This window comes from Chryseobacterium electrogenes, assembly GCF_053553015.1.
On record NZ_JBNPPB010000002.1, the window covers coordinates 2226080 to 2243358 of the forward strand.

Sequence of the window (17279 nt, forward strand, 5' to 3'; positions counted from 1 at the left end):
TATTTAATGATAATCTAATCAAAGCTGTTGAGAACTTTGATATAAATTTTGTCTTTATCCTTTACCCAAACATCAAAAGTACCATCTTTAACCGTTTTGGACGATCTCTGGTAACTTTGGAAAGGGATTTTCAAGACATTTAACAAGACATACTCTTCTCCAACTGAGTTGACGATATAAGCAGAATTCTCTGTCTCACCATTACCAGAAGTCATTACTGTAGCAGTCATTGCACGGAATTTTTGCAAAGTATAGACAAATTTTTTCTGATCTTGCACCTGCTCATAACATTGCAATAACAAGAACAAAATTTCTATATTAGAAGGATCCTTAAAGGTTAAATTCTCTCCAAACGGAATTGCTTTAGTATAATCTCTCTCCTGGAAAGCTTTAGTAAAATCTTTGTAATCTTGATCTGTTGGATTGATGCTATAATCGGTAAACATTTTACCGTAATAAAGGTGTTTTGCCTCTAGGCTATCCAAAGATTGTGGCATGCCACGAAGCTTGAAAACTAACTTGTCGTAATTATAAATAGAGCTAATACTATTAACTTGCTTTTTTATTTCTTTGAGATTAGGCGCATCTTGAGAAAATAAAAAAACAGCGCACAATAGCATTAGCAATTGTCCAACTTTACAACTAAAGGTATGATAAAAATTACTCTTCATCCTCAAAAAACTCAAACAAGAAGTCATTATAAGGAAAACGTGAAATATGAATTTTCATTACCTCATCGTAAATCATTTTTTTCATTTCTGAGAAATTTTCTTTGGTTAGAGCTGATATAAAGACCGTAGGATACTTGGCTTTTGCCATCCAAGTTTTCTCCCATTCTTCCAACGAGATATTTTCTTTAGTTCCTGGCGTTAAGTCATCTTCATCTTTTTTGCTGTAAGAGAAATCATCAATTTTATTAAAAACCATAATCATTGGTTTTTGATGTGCATTGATTTCCATTAAAATTTGATTAACAGAATCAATATGATCTTCAAAACTTTTATGCGAAATATCCACAACATGAATCAACAAATCGGCTTCTCGCACCTCATCCAAAGTAGACTTGAAAGACTCTACCAATTGTGTAGGTAGTTTTCTAATAAACCCAACTGTATCCGTTAATAAGAACGGAAGATTCCCGATAACGACCTTTCTCACCGTTGTGTCTAATGTTGCAAACAATTTGTTCTCGGCAAATACATCAGACTTAGAGATAGCATTCATTAGCGTTGACTTACCAACGTTGGTATAACCAACCAAAGCTGCTCTCACAACCTTACCACGATTATTTCGTTGGGTTGCCATCTGGCGATCTATGGTTTTCAGTTTATCTTTAAGCAAGGTAATCCTGTCACGGATAATCCTTCTATCGGTTTCTATTTCGGTTTCTCCAGGACCACGCATCCCGATACCACCTTTCTGTCTCTCGAGGTGGGTCCACATTCTTGTCAATCGTGGTAATAAATATTGATATTGTGCCAATTCTACCTGAGTTCTCGCATAAGAAGTCTGAGCTCTTTGTGCAAAAATATCAAGGATAAGATTGGTTCTATCCAGGATTTTGACTTCTATTTCTCTCTCTAAATTTTTTAATTGAGAAGGAGATAATTCGTCATCAAAAATAATTGTTTTTATATCGTGTTCCTTAACGTATTCTTTAATTTCTAAAGCTTTACCACTTCCAACAAAGGTTTTAGAATCTGGTTGTGTTAGCTTCTGAGTAAATCTATGTTCTACTGACGCTCCCGCTGTGTAAGCTAAAAACTCCAACTCGTCCATATACTCTTTAAGCTTTTCTTCGTCTTGTTGTTGTGTTACAACACCTACCAAAACTGCCTTTTCGTACTGATGTTCTTTTTTATCTAGCATTTAAATTTGTCAATTACTTGTAAGTTTCACAAGTTAGTTTTTTAATTTAAAAATTACAAAAAATGGATGTTATTTTTTTATTTTATTTAAAGCTTAAAAGATATTAATCAAAAAAAATTCCAGAATATAACTTCGTCAATTAGAAGAAATATCCTGGAATTCTTAAAAAATTAAATCCTGTAAATTTTACGAAACCAAAGTCGCTACCAACGTTTTTTCAAAACTGAAGGCTACACTTACAGGGCAAGTATCTTTTGCTTTTTGTGCAATTTTCTGAAACTCATCTTCTGTAATTCCTGGTACTTTTGCTACTAATGTCAACTCTGATTTTGCAACTTTTCCATTTTCAAAAACAATAACAGAAGTTGTCTCCAAGTTCTCTGGCGTGTAGCCTGCTTCTGTTAAGTCTGCACTGGTTTTCATCGTAAAGCAACCTGCATGAGCCGCTGCCAAAAGCTCTTCTGGATTGGTACCAATACCGTCTTCGAATCTACTTTTGAAAGAATATTGTGTATTGTCTAACACACGGCTGGCGGTCGTCAAATGTCCTGCACCTTCTTTTACTGTACCGTTCCATACGGCGATAGCTTGTCTTTTCATAATATTTTTGTTAAAGTGTTATTATATTAATCCCAATCTGCTGCAACAAATCGTATGATCTCTCCTTTAGAATTGGTTAATGTTAAAAAATGACCATTAATATTATAATGATTAACTTCTGATAAAGCTTTTATGAAGCGTTCCTCCAACTGATTATTATCTAAGCACAATTTTTTTGTACTTCGTATTTTTGAAAAAAACAACATTAGAAGTATCTTTTATATCGACATCAAAACCAATGCTGTTACATCCCATATTAGCAGAATATTGAGAATTAGTTAAGTCTAATGACGCCTTTTTCTTTATTAATTCTTCCTTCTTATAATCCCGAAACTCAATCATCATCCATTGTCTCTTGAGCTCCGTATTACTAACTGTTATGGTTGGTTTCGTACTACAAGCCATAATAATGAGTAAAAAAAGAGGTGAAATTTTCGAGATAAAACTAAGGTATTTCATACTATATTTAATTTAATATTATACCCACAGCCAATTTCGTTCCACAATTTTAGAAAAAACGGAATAAAAGCAGTAAATTAGCGAACAAATTTAACTTAATGAAAAGAATATTTTTAGCGCTTACTTTCTTACTGAGTTTTGCTCAGATGAGAGCAGATGAAGGAATGTGGCTTCTAATGCTTGTTAAAAGGCTTAATGGTGTAGATATGAAAAAGGAAGGTCTTAGACTGACTCCTGAAGAAATCTACTCTGTTAATAACTCTAGCTTAAAAGATGCAATTGTACAATTCGGTGGTGGATGTACTGCAGAAGTTGTTTCTAAAGAAGGTTTATTATTTACCAACCACCATTGTGGGTACGGTAATATCGCAGCTTTGTCTACCCCAGAAAAAGACTATCTAACCAATGGTTTTTGGGCTATGAAAAGAGGAGAAGAACTTCCTGCAAAAGGACTTTCTGTAAGATTTATGGTAAGAATGGATGATGTTACACAACGTATCACGTCTAAACTTAATAACTCTATGTCTTCTGAAGATAGAAAAAAAGTGATTGATACAGAATACAAAGCGATCCAAACAGAAAATAGCGAAAACGGAAAATATACAGTTGTTGTAAGAGATTTCTTTAACGGTAACGAGTTTTACTATTTCGTTTATCAAGATTACAAAGATGTTAGATTAGTAGGTACGCCTCCTAACTCATTAGGAAAATTTGGTGGTGATACAGATAACTGGGAGTGGCCAAGACACACTGCAGATTTCTCAGTATTTAGAATTTATTCTGACACTAACGGTAATCCAGCAGAATATTCTATCAACAACGTTCCTATGAAACCTAAGCACTCTTTGCCAGTCTCTCTTAAAGGTTATAAGCCTGGCGATTTTGCAATGATTATGGGATATCCAGGTAGAACCAACCGTTACTTAACATCTTTCGGGATTAAGCAGATGATAGAAAAAGATTATCCAGCTTGGGTAGAATCTTCTAAAGTAGCTATGGATGTAATGAAGAAATACATGGACAAAGACCAAGCGGTTAAGCTAGGTTATGCGTCTCAATATGCTTCTGTTGCTAATTATTGGAAAAACAGACAAGGTACTATAGATGCTGTTGTTAAAAACGGAACTATCGCAGACAAACAAAAGATAGAACAATCTTATACGCAGTGGGCAGCTATGCCAGAAAACAACGAGACATATTATGATGTTCTTCCTAATATAGACTCATATTACAAGCAGATCTCTAGCAGAAATGCTGAGAGAAACTACATGTCTCAATTATCAAGAAATGCTAAGTATATCAGCATTGCTGCTTCTCTAGGTGGCTTGCTTAAGACTTACACAGATCAGGATGAGAAAGGAAGAGCAGATATGAAACCAAAGGTTACTGATGCTATCAATAGAGTATATGAAACTTTCAGTTATAAATTAGAGGGCGAAATGATTAGCTCAATGTTCTCATTGTATCAACAAAGAGTAAGCAAGGAAGTTGGATCACCTACAATCTTAAGCACTGACGCTTCTAAAGTATCTAACATCGCTTTCTCTTCGATTTTTGCGACTAAAGAATCTGCTACGGCATTTCTTAACAATCCTGATAAATCTAAGTTAAACACTGATCCTCTTAAGAAAATCGCCGATGGTATTGTTGCAGAGCAAAAAAACTCTAGCGAAAAGTACGAAAAAGTAGATAATGCTTTTGCCAACAACACAAGACTATTTTTGGATGGTTTAAGAAAATCACAACCTAACAAAAGTTTCTATCCAGATGCTAACTCTACTATGAGATTAACATACGGAAGCATTGACACTCTACCTAAAAGAGCAGATAGAAACTACAAAGGAATCAAAGAAAACTACTATACAACAATAGATGGTATGGTAGCAAAATACAAAAAAGGCGACGAAGAATTTGACCTACCTACAAAATTAATTTCTATGGGTAAGAAAAAAGACTTCGGTAAATATGCTGACAAAGACGGCAACCTTTACGTTAACTTCCTATCTAATAACGATATTACAGGTGGTAACTCTGGATCTCCAATTTTGGATGCTAACGGACACCTAATAGGATTAGCTTTTGATGGTAACAGCGAAGCTCTAAGTGGTGATATTGTTTTCGAGCCAGAATTACAAAGAACCATTAACGTAGATGCACGTTTTGTACTTTGGATTATTGACAAATTCTCAGGAGCTGGACACTTAATCAGCGAGATGGAACTAGCACAATAATTTCCTTATTACAGATAATTAATACAAGGGAGCCGAAATTCGGCTCCCTTTTTCTTGTGTTTTAACCTGAAAAATTGTATTTTGTAAAAAATCGAAATCAAATGAAATTCAAATTACACTGGACACACATCTTCCCTATTTTAGCTTGGATATATTATTTCAGTGGAGTGACTGATAACAATACTTGGTTTATTATGATTGGTGCCATTCTATTAATTGCAAGTGTTTTATCTGCCGTACATCACGCGGAGATAGTTGCATTAAAAGTAGGAGAACCTTTTGGTACTATCATCCTAGCCATAGCCATTACCATTATAGAAGTTGCTCTAATTATATCATTAATGATAGCAGGTGGAGAAAGCGCAGTAACCCTAGCGAGAGACACTGTTTTCGCAGCCATCATGTTAATCCTGAACGGAATCTTGGGTGCCTGTCTATTAGTTGGCGGAGCTAAATTTCATGAGCAGTACTTTGCCAGAACCTCAGCTAATACAGCGTTGATAAGTTTAGTTGCTATTTTAGTATTAACATTAATACTTCCCAATTATACTACAAGTATTAATGCACCAATTTTCAATAATGCACAGTTAATATTTTTTGCATTTGCATCTTTAGTCATCTACGGAACATTCTTAATGGTACAGACTGTGCGTCACAGAAATTATTTCTTAGCAGAAGGAGAAGGAGAAAATGACGATACCAAACCACCAACTAATGCCAATACAATCATTAGTATTACTTATCTTTTAATATGTCTTGGTGTGGTTGTCCTTTTAGCAAAAGCATTATCTCCAACCATAGAAAGCGTTGTAGAAAACATGGGTGCACCAAAATCTTTAGTCGGAGTTATCATTGCAGCAGTTGTTCTTTTACCAGAAGGTCTAGCAGCCATAAAAGCAGCAAGGAGAAACCATCTACAGACCAGTCTTAATCTAGCATTAGGATCTGCATTAGCAAGTATTGGCTTGACGATTCCTGCAGTAGCTGTAGTATGTTTAGTCTATGATATTCCATTAGTGTTAGGATTGGATATAAAATCTATGGTATTGATGTCATTATCCATATACATCGTAATGTTGTCGCTTAACAGAGGAAAAACAAACGTATTATACGGCGTGGTATTATTAGTAAATTTATTAGCCTATATCTTCACCGTAATCGTCCCTTAATGATGGCTTACAAAAGTTTTGAAACCGAAAGATTACTTCTAAAACCAACAGATCTAGAAGATGTAGATTTGATTTTTGACTTGATGACCATGCCGAAATGGCTACAATACATCGGTGACAGAAATATCAAGTCTAAAGAAGACGCACGACAATATATCATCAATCGACATCTTCCTAATTTTGAGCGCAATGGATTCGGGAGTTACACGATTGTCTTAAAAGATTCTGGTGACAAAATTGGCTCTAGCGGACTCTTTACCAGAGAAGGTCTGGATATTGCCGATATAGGCTTTGCTTTCTTAGAACAATATGAAGGCAAAGGCTACGGCTATGAAGCATCTAAAAGAATATTGGACGCTGCTAAAATTGATTTTAAATTAAAAAAAGTATCTGCCATCACTCTTGAAACTAATATTGCTTCTCAAAAGTTAATTGAAAAGCTAGGTCTAACTTATCAAAGAATGATTAGACTACCTGATGACGACGATGAATTAATGTATTATGAAGCTACCTTATAGCCTCCACAAAAGGAAATAATGATTACCAACAATATTATAAGGCCTTACCAGATTGCATATAAAACACGACTGCATTTTATTTAAAACAAACCTATTTGCAACTTCATGCGATTGCATTTTGTTTAAAACAACTCCGTTTGTGACTTCATGCAATAGAAAAAAGGCGTACACAATCTGTGGGAACCCTCCTACAGTTGCATTTTGTCTAAAACAACAATGTTTCTAACCTCATGCAATTGTAGGAAGGCTCACGCAAGTTGGGAGTGCTACTTTTCTAACAACTGAGCTGCATGATCTTTGGTTTTCACCTTGTCGATAATATCAATACAAATTCCGTTTTCGTCAAACACAAAAGTCGTACGGACAATCCCCATAAACTCACGTCCCATAAATTTTTTCAGCTGCCAAACCCCAAATTTGTTGATGACATCTTGCTCTGTATCCGCAATCAGATCAAAAGGTAAATTGTTCTTCTCTATAAAATTCTTCTGTCTTTTCGCATTATCAGCGCTCACGCCCAACAACTGAAAACCTTGCTCTTGTAACACAGAATAATTATCTCTAAGGTTACATACTTCCGCTGTACAACCTGGCGTACTAGCCTTTGGATAAAAGAAAACCACTAGTTTTTTACCTTTAAAATCAGAACTTTTTATCGTGGCTTCGTCTTGATTAATTCCTTCGAATGACGGTAATTGATCTCCTACTTTTAACATATCTTTTTTTGTAAATTTACAACCATTATGACGAAAAAACAAAGAGCAGAGATTGTACATATAGAACTCGAAAAACTATATCCCGTACAACCTATCCCACTACATCATACCGACGCTTTTACCTTATTAGTCGCTGTAGCACTATCTGCGCAGACGACGGATAAAAAAGTGAACGAAATATCACCGAATTTATTTGAGGTGGCGGGAACACCGCAAAGAATGGCAAAATTAGAAGTCTTCGAGATTAAAGAATTGATTAAAGAAATTGGTCTAAGCAACACCAAAGCTAAAAACCTCAAGAGAATGTCAGAACTTCTCTTAGAACGTCATAATGGTGAAGTTCCGCAGACTTTCGAAGAATTAGAAGCCTTACCTGGCGTTGGTCATAAGACGGCATCTGTGGTAATGAGTCAGGCTTTCGGGGTTCCTGCTTTTCCTGTGGATACGCACATCCATCGCTTGATGAAACTTTGGAAATTAACAGAAGGCAAAAATGTTGTCCAAACCGAAAATGATGCTAAAAAGCTTTGGAAAAAAGAACTTTGGAACAAGCTTCATCTTCAGATTATTTTCTATGGAAGAGAATATTCTCCCGCTCGTGGAAAAGGCGAAAAGGATTTTATTACGAAAATGTTATTCGAAAAATAAACGAAAATGTCGCCTAATTTTACTTTTGGCGACATTTATATTATTTAGACTAAACTTTAAAATTACTTTTGATTTTTAGCCCAAAGTTTCATTTTTCGATCTAAAACGTCAAGTGGTAAACAACCTTGACTCAAAACTTCATCATGGAAATTAGCAAGATTAAACTTCTTTCCTAATTGCTTTTGATATAAATTTCTGAGTTCTCTAATTTTCATCGCACCAGTTTTATAACTTAATGCTTGCCCAGGCATCGCCATATAACGCTCTACCTCAGCGGTTGCTCCAGCTTCATCATAAGCAACATTGCTTAAGAAATATTTTATCGCTTCTTCCCTCGTCATTGTTCCGGTATGGAGTCCTGTATCAATCACTAATCTCACCGCGCGCAACATCTCATCACTTAATGAACCAAGCTTCTGATAAGGATCTGTATATAAACCAAATTCTGAACCTAAAGACTCGCAATACAGCGCCCAACCTTCGCCATAAGCACCTAACCAACCAAATCTCATAAACTTAGGAAGCTTAGTATTTTCTTGTTGAAGCGACACTTGGTAATGATGCCCAGGTATGGCTTCGTGCAAGAAAAGAGACTCCATGCCAGACGTCACATTAAATTTCTTAGGATCAGGAATCGGAATGTAAAAAATCCCAGGACGCTTGCCATCTGGCGTACCTTGCATATACTCTGCGCTTGCGCTGGCTTCTCTAAATTTTTCGGTTTGACGAATCTCGAACGGCGTTTTTGGTGTTACATTAAACATCGTTTCCAGCTTTGGTGTTATTTTAGTCAAAATCGATTGAAATCCGTCCAAAATTTCTTTTGACGTTGAATAAGGCATAGCTTTTGGGTCATTTTTGACATGGGTTAAAAACTCATCTAAAGAACCTTTAAAGCCGACTTTCTTTTGCACTTTTTCCATTTCGGATCTTATTCTGGCAACTTCTGCAAGTCCTGTTTTGTGGATTTCGTCTGGTGATTTATTAGTAGTTGTCCAACTTTTAACATAAAAATTATAGGCATTAGCACCTTCTGGCAAAGCATTGTAACCATCTGTTAATCTAGACTTAGGCAAATATTCTTTCAATAAAAAATAGTGCATCTTGGTATATGCAGGCACAATTTTACTTTTTATAGCATCTTGATATAATTTAGTGTATTTGTTAGCAATTACAGGTTTAAAATCTTTAGGTAAATTCTTTATCGGTCCATAAAAAATATTCTTGTTAAAGTCTAAAGATACTATTTCTTCGGCATCCATCTGAGGAATCATTTTAATGACCAAAGACTTAGGTAATACAACACCAGCAGCCATTCCTTCTCTAAAATTAGCAATCGCAGCATCTATCCAAATTGGGAATTGATCCATACGCCTTGCCCAATTTTCATAATCTTTTTCGGTGGCAAAAGGTTGACTTCCCTGCCCGCTTCCCAACAATGGAAAATCCAGCGGCAAACCAGAAAACTGCGTAAACGGAATATATTCTGGATGATAAGCATAATGCTCTTGTTTATCCTTAAGTGTGTAATCCAAAACATCATAAATTACTTTTTTATCATCCGTCAGATTATCATAATCTACCTGTTTAAGCTCTTTTTGGACAGAATCATAAAATGCAATCTCTTCAGAAATAAAAGCCTTACTTATATTAATTGGTAACTGATCATTATATCTGGTATCTCCCTGAGATGTAGCTTCTAAAGGATAAAATCTAAGATACTGTTCATAATAATTATGAGCAAGACTATCAATATCAACGCTTTGAGAAACAACTTCTTTTGCATTTTTATTAACCGGCGCATCTTCTTTCTTACAAGAAAATAAAGAAATAGTTAAAATAAACAGTAAAAAAACTTTGGGTATAGAATATTTCATATCAAATGGTTGTTATATCGCTAACAAAATTAATTAATTATGAGCTAAATATGATTAAAACAAATGATAATAAAATTTTTAAAACAAAATCCCCTCAAAATAAATCTATTTTTTATCTTTGTTTTCAGACAATTAAAACCAAATAATTATAACAACTTGTTAACCTTACAATGAAAGGGCTATTAAAAATTTATCATCCGGATGAAACACTTAAGTACCACATCCGAAACACTTATTGCAAAGCGGTCTATATTAATGCACAGAATATTTTGGAAGTAGAAATTATAACCGATGATTCTCTAGACCATGTAGATGACGACTCATTACAGTACAATTTCCCACAGCTTTCTTTTAAAATTTCGGATTTCCCGATTAATTCTGATGAACTTCAGAACCAAAGTTTCACGATAGAGGATAACGACGACGAGAGCTATACAGAAGTTGATCTTTATGATGACGAAGACGCTTTTCTTTATCAAAATGATCTGAAATTTAACCTAGACGAAGATCAAAACTTACAATTATTTTGGACAGGCGAGATCAGCGACTTTTATACAGGGTCCGATGAGCCAATTGTTTTCAAACTAAAATGTCACTTTAAGCATGATGACATTGAGGTAGAAGATTAATCTAATTTAACCAAATACTATAAAACCTATCTATACGTTATAAAAGTGATTTGTAACGTACAGATAGGCTTTTATATAATATTAGCAGATAGATATATGTATCAGGATTTAGACGACATAATTTTTGAAGACAGACACAAAGCTTACGGCGCTTATGCATTCCGGAAGCATTACGATAATACTTTAACCAAAGCATTCTTAATAGGCGTGTCAATATGTACTATTCTATTTTTCTTCTTTTTTGTTTCATCTAAAACTTTAGCGACTAAAAAAACGAATGTTAAAGAAGACATGGTAGAATTGGATGTCTCCAATATGTTGATTAACTTCGGAGATAATACCAATGGGAAAGGCATTGAAGAACCAAAAGCAGAAGAAGGAAGCCCAGCGCCATTAATAGAAGAAAAAATCGTCAAAGAAGAACCTCCTATAGAATTACCAAAAATCACTAAGGACGTTATTGAGAAACCAATTCCTGACAATGTTGTTCCTACACCAACAAGAAGCGAAACCAAAGTTGCTACAGCTAAAAAAGTAGAAAAAGCTAAAACAACATCCACTTCTACAAGTGATAAAAAAACAGAATCCAAGACTATTGCTAAAGGAAATATCAAAAAAGAAGGTGCAACGGGTGACGGACGTGGCAATGCAGCTATTGGAAACTTACTAAAAGGACGTGGCACCAATTCTGGATCACAAGGCACAGGCACGGGAGCAGGAAATTATGGCGATCCTGTTGGCGGTGACAGCGATGGCGACAGCAAAATCGGAATTGATAGAAAGCTAGTTGGCTTTATCCCTGGAACAATGGGACGAGGTGGCGCACAACCAAAACAAAACTGTGAAGCATCAGGTAGTATCAGTATTAGTTATACTGTTGACAAAGCCGGAAATGTCGTATCTGCCAATAGATCATCTGGTATATCAGATCCTTGCGTATCATCCACAGCAATCCAATGGGTAAAACAATATGTTAAAGCAGAAAAAGCTAAAGTTTCTTCTAAAGGCACGTATAAAATCGTATTCTAATTTTTTTTCCCAATACAGATTCATTAAATTTGAATCATAAATATTTTTCAGATCAAAATTATGGCAAAACAAGGTATTTCTTTTTTGGAATTTCTTTTCGGTAGTGGATTAACAGGCACTATTATCGTTATTTTATTAATTTTTCTAGGATTAACAGCATTATATTTTTTTGTAGAAAAATTTTTAAAACTCAATAGAGAAAACCGCGTAGATCCTTATCTTTTAAAAAACATTAATGATCTCTTAAGCGAGACTCGTGTACAAGCAGCCATAGACTTCTGTAGAAGAGATAACTCTCCGGAGGCAAGAAGTATAGAAAAAGGATTGTACAGATTGGGGCGTCCCATTAGCGAAATCTCTAACGCAATGGAAACTCAAGCTCAAATAGAACTAAACAAAGCTGAAAAAAACATTAATTATCTGGCAACCATTTCTGGCATTGCCCCAATATTAGGGATCTTCGGGAGCGTTATTGCTTTTGGGAGTATCTTCTCAGGGCTAGCAGGATCATCTAATACAGAAACACAACAGATCTTGGCAGCTCAATTCTACAAAGCACTATCACCAGCTGCTGTTGGTCTTTTTATTGGTTTTTTCGCCTATATTTTCCACAACTATCTAGTAGCCAAAGTAGATTATATGTTGATGAAAATCCAATACCATTCTAACGAATTTTTAGACATCATCAATAAACCATCGTAAAATGGAATTTCGTCGAAAAACTAAAGCACTTTCCAAAGTTCCGATTACGGTTTATTTTGCATTTTTCCTTCTGCTAGCGATGGCATATTTTGCATTTTCATATTCTTTTAAACAAGAAGATTACTTTACCACGGACAATGTTTTACTAAAAGAAGAAATTATTGAAGAACAAGATAGTTTATCAAAACCCGACATTTACATTCCCGAAGCTACAGTAATCCCTATCGATACTGTTAAAAAGGAAAAAATTGCTGTTTCTGAAACCAAACCAGAAAAAGAAATTATCGAAAAAGAAACGCCAAAAATCGATAAGAAAAAAGCTGAAGAACTAGCAAAAAATGAAGCTAAACAAGACGAAAAAGAAAAAATAACAACCATTGGCAAAGACCGAAATTTAATCGCTTTTATACCCGGAACGATGGGAAAAGCAGGAAAATTACCTTCTCACAATTGTACCACAAAAGGAGAATTGGTCATGTCCTTTATGGTTGACAAAAACGGCATCGTAACCTCTGCAGGAAGAAGCAGCGGCATTAATGACAAATGCACCATAACTGCGGCTGTAATCTGGCTAAAACAATATGTTAAAGCCAAAAAATCAACAACCAATTCTAAAGGAACTTATACCATAAAGTTCTAGAATCATATTAAACTTTGTTAAAATAAATATTGTAAAAATAATAGCATTTATTTTTGCAATAGATAATTGATGATATGAACTTCAAATCCCCCGAAAACTTCTCAGAAAGCAACTATAAAGAAGCTATAGATTGGCTTTTTGCTCAGATTCCTAATTATCAACGAGACGGACAATCTGCTTACAAGCCAGGCTTGCAAAACATCACGAAATTGTGTGCTCATTTTGGAAATCCTCAAGAAAAGCTAAAATGCATTCATATTGGTGGTACCAATGGCAAAGGCTCTACAAGCAATATGCTAGCTTCGGTTTTACAAGAATCTGGCTACAAAATTGGTTTATACAACTCTCCACACCTCATAGATTTTACAGAAAGAATAAAGGTTAATGGTAAAAATTGTGACCAACAATTTGTTTACGATATGATCTTGAAACTTCAGAATATCCCTGAAGACATTCAGCCTTCTTTTTTTGAATTCACAACCATAATGGCTTTTGAATATTTCGCAAGGGAAAAGGTAGACATTGCCATCATAGAAGTTGGATTGGGCGGTAGATTAGACGCTACCAATATTATTTCGCCATTAGTTACAGCGATTACCAATATTGCGTTAGATCACCAGAATATTCTCGGTAATACGATTGAAGAAATTGCTTTTGAAAAAGCAGGAATTATCAAAAATAACATCCCAATCATTAACGGAGATAATAATCCGATTGTTAAAAATATCATAGAAGATCGGGCAAAAGAGCTTAATGCTCTTTTTATAGATGCTACTCTACTTTCGCAGTCTTACGATTCTGACCTCAAAGGTAATTATCAAAAAAATAATATAAAAGTTGTCATCAGCCTAATCGAAGCTCTCAGAAAACAAGGCTTTATCATTGATAACAATGCAATTATAAATGGATTATTAAACGTCCATAAAAACACAGGGTTTATAGGTCGTTGGTTTGTTTTCTCTGACATGCCTTTAACAATTTGCGATACTGGACACAATCACGCTGGATTATCAATGGTTTTTGACCAACTAAAACAATTACCAGAGCATAAACATATAGTTCTAGGCTTTGTTAATGATAAAAAAATAGATGAAGTATTACAAATTTTACCTGGTAATGCGAGCTACTATTTTGTTAAACCAAACATAGAAAGAGGTCGCCATCCTCATGAATACGAAGATCTACTAAAAATTTCGAAAATTTTTTATAAAATTTTTGACAGTGTACAAGAAGGCTATCTCTCTGCAAAACAATATTGTACAAAAGAAGAAATGATTTTTATTGGTGGAAGTAACTTTGTAGTGGGAGATTTTTTAGAAAAAAATTTGGATAATAAAAGATAAATCGTATCTTTGCACCACTCTAAACGGAGAAACATATTTCTCTAAGTAAGGGCTCTTAGCTCAGTTGGTTCAGAGCATCTCGTTTACACCGAGAGGGTCGGGGGTTCGAATCCCTCAGGGCCCACAAAAGGTTCGAAAATCCTTTAAAAAATTTCGGGCTCTTAGCTCAGTTGGTTCAGAGCATCTCGTTTACACCGAGAGGGTCGGGGGTTCGAATCCCTCAGGGCCCACCCAGAAATCCTAAGATTAGTCTTAGGATTTTTTTTGCTTTATACTTCCCTAGTGTTTATAGTAGTTGACAGAGATTTTGAATTAATTCATTCAAATTGAAAATATTGCTTTTTAGCCTCAATTTTGAAATAATAGGCATACTTTTAGGTTACCTTCATTTTTTATTGAAAAGACAGTCTCAGTTTCTCAACAAATAAGGAAATTAAATACAAAAAAAAGACTAAGAAGGAAAAGTTGAGAAAATATAGGAATTAAGATTAAAGTCTATCGCAAAGAGTTAATAAGAGTACCTAGCTTAAAGATATCAAGATACCTAAGACTTACATCTCCTCTTTTTAATTGCTTAACGATTAAGCCTTGCATCATATTAAAAAACAATCTGAATATAAAAATCAATTTATATTTCTTCAGGAATAGATAAGCTCTACTTAATTTTAAATCATTAACCTTAAATGACGAGTTTTTATCGGATAAAATTTTAGAAAGACTTTCTGCAGCTTGTCTAGACTTTTCGATGAAAATAACATTAGTTTCTACATCATCATTCAAGATTGGGTTATCGAGATGGAAAATAGGGATATGAGCTTGTTTTAGATCCATCGCAAACAACAAATCCTCATAACCATATTGATTAAGATTTTCATTGAATTGAAACTGTTTAAAAATATATTTCTTGACAACGAAATTATTAGTTTGGAAACTAAGATATGGCACAAATAATCTTTTCTTTAATGGAAGATTCTCGCGTTGTTGAGAAAAATTCCATCGTAATAAATAATCATCAGAAGGTTTTTCTTTAGCAACAACACGACCACCATAGATAACATCTGGATTAACCTTAATTATTGATTCTATATAGCTTTTAAGAAAATCATCTGTTAACAGTTTCCCATCACAATCCAAAAACAAAAAATAATCGCCGGTAGCATAATCTAGAAAAAGATTCCTGATTTTACTTCTACCTATATTCTTCGGTAAAAAAACAAATTGAGCCACTTTAGACTCAATTTGTTGATTCAAAATATTAAAATCATTTGTTGATCCATCATCAATCAGAACAATTTCTATATCATAAGGAAGATTAGACATTTGATGTGCCAAGTCGCCAACCAATTGCCTTACATCAAAATTATAAATAGGAATACAGATAGACAGTTTCATATCTTATCAATAATATGCTGAATATTCAGTTCTTCGAGGCATGCATAATCACCTCTAAAACACTCTTTGTCACCAAAAACCGAACATGGTCTACAACTTAAATCTTTAACATGTACAATATCATCTAAAGACTGTCCATAACCCAAAAATCCAGCAAAATGATGCGTCTCTCCCCAGACAGATATACATCTCGTCCCGACCAAACTCGCAAGGTGCATATTGGCAGAATCCATAGAAATCATTAATTCTAAATCAGAAATATGTTTCAATTCTTCTTTAAGACTTAATTTTCCTGCAAGACTGTAAGTATTAGGGATTTCGGTTTCCCATTTTAGAAGTATTTCAGATTCTTCTTTACCGCCACCAAAAAAATAAATCTTATGGTGCTTTGCAAGAACTTTAATCAATTCATAGGACTTATCATGAGGCATTAATTTCCCTTTATGCTGTGCAAAAGGGGCAAAGCCAATGCCTGATTTTGGAGTATCTGTGGTACGTAATTTTTGCGATAACTTTACAGAAAAACCCATACTTCTAAGAATATCTGCGTAACGTTCTACGGTACGTTTTAATTGCTTTTTATCGAGATTCCAGATGTTGGTTAAGGCTTCCTTATCTTCTTTTCCTTTATTAATTTTATAAACTTTCTGACCATGCCTTTTGAAGATAGAATCTATCATCTTGGTTCTAATTACGTCATGAAAATCTGCAACATAATCTGGCTTATACGTTTTTAAAAGTTCTTTGGCTAATCTTCTGATACCGAGAATTCCTTTGTAATCGTCAAAATTAATTCCGTGAAACTTAAGATTAGGAACATCATCAAACAAATCTTTAAAGTTTTTCCGGCTTACAAAAACAACTTCCACATCCTTATTTTGTTCCAAAAATTCTCGAAACACAGGAACTGTCATCGCAACATCTCCAAAAGCAGAAAAACGATATGCTAATATTCTTTTCACTTTTTTAATTGATAAGCTACAGCGTAAAACTTAATCTGCTTGGTCATTGCCATTAATCCATTAGCGCGAGAAGGCGACAAGAACTCCTGCAATCCAATATCTCCTATAAAGTCAAAATCAGAATCCAAAATCTCTTGCGTCCCATGTCCACTATATATTTGGACTAATAATGCAACAATTCCCTTTGGCAAAATCCCATCAGAATCTGCATCAAAAAACAATTTCCCTTCCTCAAAACGAGCATCAATCCATACTTTAGACTGGCAACCTCTAATCAAGTTTTCGTCTATTTTTTTATCCTCGGAGATCCCTTTCAGTTCTTTGCCTAGGTCTATGATATACTCATATTTCTGCTCCCAATCATCCAGAAAAGAAAACTCTTCTATCAACTCATTTTGTTTTTCCTTAATAGTCATCCTCAATTAATTTTATGACTTAATATATATTTTTTTGGAGCAATTCCCGCTATCCGCTTCTACTCCTCATGCCCCACCG

The 17279-nt window shown here is 34.6% G+C and carries 19 protein-coding genes and 2 tRNA genes; 11 read left to right on the forward strand and 10 right to left on the reverse strand.

Going from position 1 to position 17279, the window contains the following annotated elements; all coding sequences use genetic code 11:
* Positions 1-14 precede the first annotated feature (14 nt).
* The 5 genes from ACQQ6V_RS10230 to ACQQ6V_RS10250 form a co-directional block, all read right to left on the reverse strand.
* Complete coding sequence (locus tag ACQQ6V_RS10230) at positions 15-671, reverse strand: DUF4919 domain-containing protein (protein WP_448845422.1); 657 nt, start codon at positions 669-671, stop codon at positions 15-17.
* Entirely contained in the window at positions 661-1869 is a 1209-nt protein-coding gene (gene hflX, locus ACQQ6V_RS10235; RefSeq protein WP_448845423.1) for a GTPase HflX, read from the reverse strand. Before hflX ends, ACQQ6V_RS10230 begins: the two co-directional genes overlap by 11 nt.
* Positions 1870-2055: 186 nt before the next feature.
* Complete coding sequence (locus tag ACQQ6V_RS10240; RefSeq protein ID WP_448845424.1) at positions 2056-2469, reverse strand: OsmC family peroxiredoxin; 414 nt, start codon at positions 2467-2469, stop codon at positions 2056-2058.
* A gap of 26 nt (positions 2470-2495) precedes the next feature.
* The gene (locus tag ACQQ6V_RS10245) at positions 2496-2639 is read right to left on the reverse strand and encodes an META domain-containing protein (protein WP_448845425.1); all 144 of its coding nucleotides are present in this window, start codon (positions 2637-2639) and stop codon (positions 2496-2498) included.
* Positions 2626-2928 carry a hypothetical protein gene (locus ACQQ6V_RS10250; protein ID WP_448845426.1) on the reverse strand — a complete coding sequence of 101 codons (303 nt, stop codon included), beginning with the start codon at positions 2926-2928 and terminating at the stop codon, positions 2626-2628. Before ACQQ6V_RS10250 ends, ACQQ6V_RS10245 begins: the two co-directional genes overlap by 14 nt.
* 98 nt (positions 2929-3026) lie before the next feature.
* On the opposite strand from ACQQ6V_RS10250, the gene ACQQ6V_RS10255 reads away from it, so the two are divergent.
* The 3 genes from ACQQ6V_RS10255 (at position 3027) to ACQQ6V_RS10265 (ending at position 6846) form a co-directional block, all read left to right on the forward strand.
* Positions 3027-5159: a S46 family peptidase gene (locus tag ACQQ6V_RS10255; RefSeq protein WP_448845427.1), complete on the forward strand. Its 2133-nt coding sequence runs from the start codon at positions 3027-3029 to the stop codon at positions 5157-5159.
* Positions 5160-5260: 101 nt separating this feature from the next.
* On the forward strand, positions 5261-6328 hold the full coding sequence (locus ACQQ6V_RS10260; RefSeq protein ID WP_448845428.1) for a calcium:cation antiporter: 1068 nt from the start codon (positions 5261-5263) through the stop codon (positions 6326-6328).
* The gene (locus tag ACQQ6V_RS10265) at positions 6328-6846 is read left to right on the forward strand and encodes a GNAT family N-acetyltransferase (RefSeq protein WP_448845429.1); all 519 of its coding nucleotides are present in this window, start codon (positions 6328-6330) and stop codon (positions 6844-6846) included. Before ACQQ6V_RS10260 ends, ACQQ6V_RS10265 begins: the two co-directional genes overlap by 1 nt.
* 266 nt (positions 6847-7112) lie before the next feature.
* Here the strand turns inward: ACQQ6V_RS10265 and bcp are convergent, their stop codons facing one another.
* Positions 7113-7562, reverse strand: a complete 450-nt coding sequence (gene bcp, locus ACQQ6V_RS10270; protein WP_448845430.1) for a thioredoxin-dependent thiol peroxidase — start codon at positions 7560-7562, stop codon at positions 7113-7115.
* Between the two features lie 27 nt (positions 7563-7589).
* Here bcp and ACQQ6V_RS10275 point away from each other — a divergent pair, with 27 nt between their 5' ends.
* Positions 7590-8210, forward strand: a complete 621-nt coding sequence (locus ACQQ6V_RS10275; RefSeq protein ID WP_448845431.1) for an endonuclease III domain-containing protein — start codon at positions 7590-7592, stop codon at positions 8208-8210.
* A gap of 62 nt (positions 8211-8272) precedes the next feature.
* On the opposite strand, the gene ACQQ6V_RS10280 is transcribed toward ACQQ6V_RS10275, so the two are convergent.
* On the reverse strand, positions 8273-10087 hold the full coding sequence (locus ACQQ6V_RS10280; RefSeq protein WP_448845432.1) for a DUF885 domain-containing protein: 1815 nt from the start codon (positions 10085-10087) through the stop codon (positions 8273-8275).
* A gap of 170 nt (positions 10088-10257) precedes the next feature.
* Here ACQQ6V_RS10280 and ACQQ6V_RS10285 point away from each other — a divergent pair, with 170 nt between their 5' ends.
* The 7 genes from ACQQ6V_RS10285 to ACQQ6V_RS10315 all read left to right on the forward strand — a co-directional run bounded on the left by ACQQ6V_RS10285 (position 10258) and on the right by ACQQ6V_RS10315 (position 14660).
* Complete coding sequence (locus ACQQ6V_RS10285) at positions 10258-10716, forward strand: hypothetical protein (protein ID WP_448845433.1); 459 nt, start codon at positions 10258-10260, stop codon at positions 10714-10716.
* Positions 10717-10761: 45 nt separating this feature from the next.
* A complete protein-coding gene (locus ACQQ6V_RS10290) occupies positions 10762-11745 on the forward strand; it encodes a cell envelope integrity TolA family protein (RefSeq protein WP_448845434.1) in 984 nt (327 codons plus the stop codon).
* A 60-nt stretch (positions 11746-11805) separates the two neighbouring features.
* On the forward strand, positions 11806-12447 hold the full coding sequence (locus tag ACQQ6V_RS10295) for a MotA/TolQ/ExbB proton channel family protein (protein WP_448845435.1): 642 nt from the start codon (positions 11806-11808) through the stop codon (positions 12445-12447).
* A gap of 1 nt (position 12448) precedes the next feature.
* Positions 12449-13087, forward strand: a complete 639-nt coding sequence (locus ACQQ6V_RS10300) for a hypothetical protein (protein WP_448845436.1) — start codon at positions 12449-12451, stop codon at positions 13085-13087.
* 74 nt (positions 13088-13161) lie between these two features.
* Positions 13162-14430 carry a bifunctional folylpolyglutamate synthase/dihydrofolate synthase gene (locus ACQQ6V_RS10305; RefSeq protein ID WP_448845437.1) on the forward strand — a complete coding sequence of 423 codons (1269 nt, stop codon included), beginning with the start codon at positions 13162-13164 and terminating at the stop codon, positions 14428-14430.
* 49 nt (positions 14431-14479) lie between these two features.
* Positions 14480-14554: transfer RNA gene (locus ACQQ6V_RS10310), tRNA-Val, on the forward strand.
* A gap of 31 nt (positions 14555-14585) precedes the next feature.
* Positions 14586-14660 (forward strand) — tRNA-Val (locus ACQQ6V_RS10315).
* A 265-nt stretch (positions 14661-14925) separates the two neighbouring features.
* Here ACQQ6V_RS10315 and ACQQ6V_RS10320 read toward each other — a convergent pair.
* From ACQQ6V_RS10320 to ACQQ6V_RS10330, 3 genes are read right to left on the reverse strand one after another with little or no spacing between them, the layout of a single operon-like run.
* Positions 14926-15822: a glycosyltransferase family 2 protein gene (locus ACQQ6V_RS10320; RefSeq protein WP_448845438.1), complete on the reverse strand. Its 897-nt coding sequence runs from the start codon at positions 15820-15822 to the stop codon at positions 14926-14928.
* Positions 15819-16784, reverse strand: a complete 966-nt coding sequence (locus tag ACQQ6V_RS10325; RefSeq protein ID WP_448845439.1) for a glycosyltransferase family 9 protein — start codon at positions 16782-16784, stop codon at positions 15819-15821. The genes ACQQ6V_RS10320 and ACQQ6V_RS10325 overlap by 4 nt, the downstream gene beginning before the upstream one ends.
* Complete coding sequence (locus tag ACQQ6V_RS10330) at positions 16781-17200, reverse strand: SufE family protein (protein ID WP_448845440.1); 420 nt, start codon at positions 17198-17200, stop codon at positions 16781-16783. Before ACQQ6V_RS10330 ends, ACQQ6V_RS10325 begins: the two co-directional genes overlap by 4 nt.
* Positions 17201-17279: the final 79 nt, after the last annotated feature.